This window comes from Gryllotalpicola sp. CP2-P1 (assembly GCF_057512245.1).
Genome location: NZ_JBLRDT010000196.1, coordinates 1 through 4697, shown reverse-complemented (window position 1 = coordinate 4697; position 4697 = coordinate 1). Strand labels below are relative to the sequence as shown.

Sequence of the window (4697 nt, the reverse complement as noted above, 5' to 3'; positions counted from 1 at the left end):
ATGGGGTGGGAGTCATGTGCCGACGCTAGGTCGGCGGCCGGCCGGGCACAGCTTCTGTTACCTCGCGGGACACACTGCTCAACGCGGCGTAACACGGGGTGGCGTGCGCGTGCCGCTGCTTGCGCTGCTCAGATCCTCTTCACGCTGCTCGGATCCGAGTGGCGTCGAGAGGATCTGAGCAGCGCGACCGCGGGGGCGGCCAACCGCCGAGCGGCGCCCGGCAGCCACGGTCGCGCGCACCGACTCGGCGAGCGCGACCACCAGCAGCCCCGCCGTGACACCGACGCCGGCGCGCAGCGTGGCCGGGCCGACGGCGTCGACCCCGCCGGCGAAGGCGATGCCCGTCACCAGCGCGATGCAGAACGTCGCCGAGAGCCGCTGGGTGAGCTGCAGGAACGAGGCGCCGAGGCCGTAGTCGGTGGGCGCGACGAACGACAGCGTGCGCGCCCTGATGAGGGGCTCGAACACCCCAGAGCCGAAGCCCATCACGAGCTGCACCGCGACGAGCACGGCGATCACCCATGCACCGCGCGGCGAACCGACGACGGGCACGAGCACCACCGCGGCGGCGGCCTCGATCGCGAGCGCGCCCGGGAGAGCCCAGGCCGCGAACAGATCGTGCATGCGGGCGCTCAGGCTCGAGCCGAGGATGCGGGCGAGGGAGCCGGGGATCATCAGGCAGGCGACCAACAGCCCAGGCATCCGATAGCCCTGCAACAGGAAGACCGTGATGATCGAGCCCTGCGCGCCGGCCGCGCCGAACCAGAGCAGCGCGACCACGTTGCCCGAGATGAAGCCGCCCGAGCGCACGAGGGCGGGCGCGAACAGCGGCGTGCCGCCGCAGCGCGCGAGTCGCCGCTCCCACCAGAACGTGACGGCGACCAGCGCGGCGACGAGCACGAAGATGCCGACGGATGCCTGCCGCGGCAGCTGCGACACGACGGGAACCGTACTCAGCAGCACGATGCCCGCGGTGAGGGCGATGCCGAGGGCGTCGAGCCCGCGGGGGCGGGCCACCGGCCGCGTGCGCGGCACGAACAGCGCCGCGAGCACGCCGGTCGTGATGACGAACGGCATGCTGATGGTCAGCACCGCCCGCCAGGCGACGGCCTCGCCCGCGGCACTGTCGCCCGCGACCGAGAGCACTCCCCCGGCGGTCAGCGGCCCGATGATCGCCGAGGCCGAGGCCGCGATGCTGTAGCCGGAGAGCGCGGCGACGCGGGCGCGACCGGCGAACAGATCCTGGATGATGCCGAGCACCTGCGCGCTGATCAGCCCCGCGCCGAAGCCCTGCACGCAGCGGCCGGCGATCGCGAAGCCGATCGCGGGCGACGCGACCGTGACGACCGAGCCGGCGAGGAACAGTCCGAGCCCGAGCAGGAACAGTCCGCGCCGCCCGTGCGCGTCGCCGAGCCGGCCGCCGGGCACGAGCCCGATGCCGAAGGTGAGCGAGTAGACCGACAGGAACCACTGCACCTGGTCGGTGCTCGCGTGCAGCGAGGTGGCGAGCGACGGCAAGGCGTAGTTCACGACGCCCTGGTCGGTGAGCGTCGCGAACCCCGCGAGCATGCACGCGAGCAGGGCGAGAGGCTGAGCGCGCGCCACCTCAGTCGCCCGCGGAGAGCTCGGCGTTGGCCTTCTTCTGGGCTGCCGTCAACGCCGAGTCGAAGCTGCCTCCCTGACCGAGATAGATCGCCTGGAACGCCGTGCTGAGATCGGCGGATGCCGCGGCCGCATTGGGCACGATGGGGTTGTCCAGCACGCCGGACTTGGTGCCGTTCGTGATGATTGAGGCGTCGAAGCCCTGCGACTTCCAGTAGTCGAGGTAGCTCTGCTGGGCGGCCGTCACGGCGGGGATCAGGCCCCCGGAGGCGCCGAGCGCCTTGCTTCCGTCTGCGCTGCCGACCCACGCGAGGACCTTCTCGATCGCTGCTTGATTCTTCGCCTTGGCGTTTCCGGCCGCGATGATGCTGTTGGTGACGGGGATTGTGCCCGCCGGCCCCGCGGGAATCTCCGCTGCGGCCCAGTTCAAGCCCTTCGCGGCTGCGATCGTGGCGAGGCTGTTGGATCCGCCTTCGAACACCGCGAGCTTGCCCGAGGTGAAGGCGCCGAGGGCATAGTCACCGTTGGTGTTCGTGTCGGACGCCGACGGCGCGACGTGGTACTTGTTGATCAGATCGACCGTGTACTTGATGGCTTCGGCCGCCTTCTGGTCGCTCGCGAAGGTGTACTTGCCGTCGTCCTGATACTTCCCTCCGTTCGAGCCGACGAAGTTGCCGATGATGTCGTCGAAGTCGTAGGCGGAGTTGAACCCGTATTGCGAGATGTGCTCGGGGTCGAAGCCTGCTTCGTCCGCGGTTTTGCCGTTCTTGTCGATGGTCAGCTTCTCGACCGCCTTGAGGAAGGTGTCCTTCGACGGGTCGTCGGGGTTCCAGCTCAGATCACTGACGTCGACGCCCGCTTTCTCGACCAGATCCTTGTTGTAGTAGAGGACCTTGCCGCCATCGACCAGCTGCGGAACGCCCCAGAGCTCGCCCTTGCGCGTGTACTGCGTGACGGCGGTCTGCTGCCAGTCGGGCACCTCGCTCGAGAGCTTCTTGCCGACATCGACGAGGTCGCCCTCGTCGGCGTACGGGGCGAAGTAGTAGGCGTTCGTCCAGAAGATGTCGGGACCGCTGCCCGCGGCGAGCCCGCTCTGCAGCTTCGTCCAGTAGTTCGCCCACGGGATCTGCTGCAGCTGGACCTTGACCCCCGGGTTCTTCTTCTCGAATTCGGCGAAGGACTTCTCGTAGGCCTTAGAGACGACGGGGTCGCTCCAGATCGCGAACGACACCGTGCTGGTGCCAGACGACGTGGAGCCGGTGGAGGAGCACGCGGAGAGCGCGAGCCCGGCCAGGGACGCCGCGACCAGGCCGGAGAGGGCGCGACGGGTACGAGTGCTGAACATTGGTGATCTCCGATCGGTGCATGGATGGGTCAATCGGTCCCCTGGATCGCCAGGGAGTCGGTGATGTGGCGTTGGAAGACGATGAAGAGCGCGATGAGCGGCAGCAGCGACACGGTGGTTGCCGCCGTTACGAGGGTCCAGTTGGCGCTGTACTGGCTCTGCAGATTGGCGGTCGCCACGGTGAGCAGCTGCCAGTCCGCCCCGTTGGTCACGATGAGCGGCCAGAGGAACGAGTTCCAGTGCGCGACGATCGTGATCACAGCGAGGGTCGTGATGATGGGGCGGCTGAGCGGCACCACGATCGTCCACAGCAGCCGCCCGTGGCCGGCGCCGTCGATCCGCGCGGCGTCGAGGACGTCCCGCGGCACGCGCAGGAAGTGCTGGCGCAGCAGGAACACCGCATACGGCGAGGCGAGCATCGTCGGCAGCGTGATGCCCCAGAATGTGTTGATCAGGTGCGCCCTGGCGAACATCAGATACAGCGGGATCATGGTGACGATCGCGGGCACCATCAGCGTTCCGAGGAACGTCCAGAACAGCAGTTCGCGGCCGGGGAACCGGATGCGGGCGAACGCGTAGGCGGCGAGCACGGATGCCGTTACCTGGGTTGCCACGATGACGACGGTGACGAGCAGCGTGACCCAGATCGCCGTTCGGAAGCCCGGGTTGACGGTGAGCAGGTCGACGTAGTTCTGCAGCGTGAGCTCGCGCGGGAAGCGCAGCACCCCCACGCGCGCCAGGTCCGCGGGCGACCGCAGCGAGGTGAGCAGGCTGAGCAGCAGCGGGCAGAGGACGACCACCGCCGAGAGCGTGAGCAGCACATAGGCGCCGGCATCGAGCAGCCGAAGCGAGCTTCGCGAGCGTGCGGGGCGTGCGGGGCGTATCGGGCGTGCGGGGCGTGCCATCAGTCGATCTCGTAGACAGTGCGGCGGCGGAAGTACAGCTGCTGGGCGAGGGTGGCCGCGGCGATCACGGCGAACAGCACGAGCGCCATCACCGCGGCCTTCCCGAAGTCGAGCGATTGGAACGCCTCGTAGTAGATGCGCCCGGCGACGAGGTCCGCCGCGCCCTGCGGGCCGCCGTTCGGCGCGAGGGCGTATGCCAGGTCGAAGAGCTGGAATGACGAGATGAGCCCCGTCACGATGACGAAGAAGAAGGTGGGGCGGATTAACGGCAGCCGCACCCGCAGCAGCGTCGCCCACGCGCCCGCGCCGTCGAGGCGGGCCGCCTCGAGAACGGTCTGGGGAATCGAACTCAGACCGGCCGAGAAGAACAGCGAGGTGTAGCCGACGCCCGACCAGAGGTAGACGGCGATAATCGACGGCAGCACCAGCGCGGGGTTCGACAGCCACTCGACGCGGTGGCCGGTGAGGGCGTTGAGCACGCCACCGTCGGGCGTGAAGATCCATTTCCACACCACGCCGAGGGTGAGCGGCGCACACACCCACGGCAGCATCAGGATGACGCGGAACACCCCGGTGCCCGGCAGGCGGCGCTCGAGGCAGAGACCCAGCACGAGCCCGAGCACGACCTGCAGTGGCAGCGAGACGACGACGAACAGCAGGGTGATTCCAAGCGAGCGCACGAACCGGCCGTCGGCGAACACCGCGCGCCAGTTCGCCAGCCCGGTGAAGCTGGCCGTGCCCAGCAGGTTCCAGTGCTCGAAGCTCAGCCAGATGACGACGACGATTGGAACCAGCAGGAACAGCGTCACCCCGACGAGGCTGGGCGCGACGTGCAGGTAGCCGGC

General features: G+C 68.9%; 4 protein-coding genes. All 4 read right to left on the bottom strand.

Annotation, left to right across the window (positions count from 1 at the left end; genetic code table 11):
* Positions 1 to 78: 78 nt before the first annotated feature.
* Positions 79 to 1569, bottom strand: a complete 1491-nt coding sequence (locus ACM2XV_RS12545; RefSeq protein ID WP_487027164.1) for an MFS transporter — start codon at positions 1567 to 1569, stop codon at positions 79 to 81.
* A 37-nt stretch (positions 1570 to 1606) separates the two neighbouring features.
* Positions 1607 to 2947 (bottom strand): ABC transporter substrate-binding protein, encoded by a 1341-nt coding sequence (locus ACM2XV_RS12540; RefSeq protein ID WP_487027163.1) that lies wholly within the window; start codon positions 2945 to 2947, stop codon positions 1607 to 1609.
* Positions 2948 to 2976: 29 nt separating this feature from the next.
* On the bottom strand, positions 2977 to 3852 hold the full coding sequence (locus ACM2XV_RS12535; RefSeq protein WP_487027162.1) for a carbohydrate ABC transporter permease: 876 nt from the start codon (positions 3850 to 3852) through the stop codon (positions 2977 to 2979).
* A partial coding sequence (locus tag ACM2XV_RS12530; RefSeq protein WP_487027161.1) for a carbohydrate ABC transporter permease occupies positions 3852 to 4697 on the bottom strand: 846 nt, incomplete at its 5' end. The genes ACM2XV_RS12530 and ACM2XV_RS12535, both read right to left, overlap by 1 nt.

What these genes read in the sequence shown, in the direction of transcription:
- ACM2XV_RS12535 (WP_487027162.1), bottom strand. Translation starts at nt 3,852, where the DNA reads ATGGCACGCCCCGCACGCCCGATACGCCCCGCACGCCCCGCACGCTCG.
- ACM2XV_RS12540 (WP_487027163.1), bottom strand. Translation starts at nt 2,947, where the DNA reads ATGTTCAGCACTCGTACCCGTCGCGCCCTCTCCGGCCTGGTCGCGGCG.
- ACM2XV_RS12545 (WP_487027164.1), bottom strand. Translation starts at nt 1,569, where the DNA reads ATGCTCGCGGGGTTCGCGACGCTCACCGACCAGGGCGTCGTGAACTAC.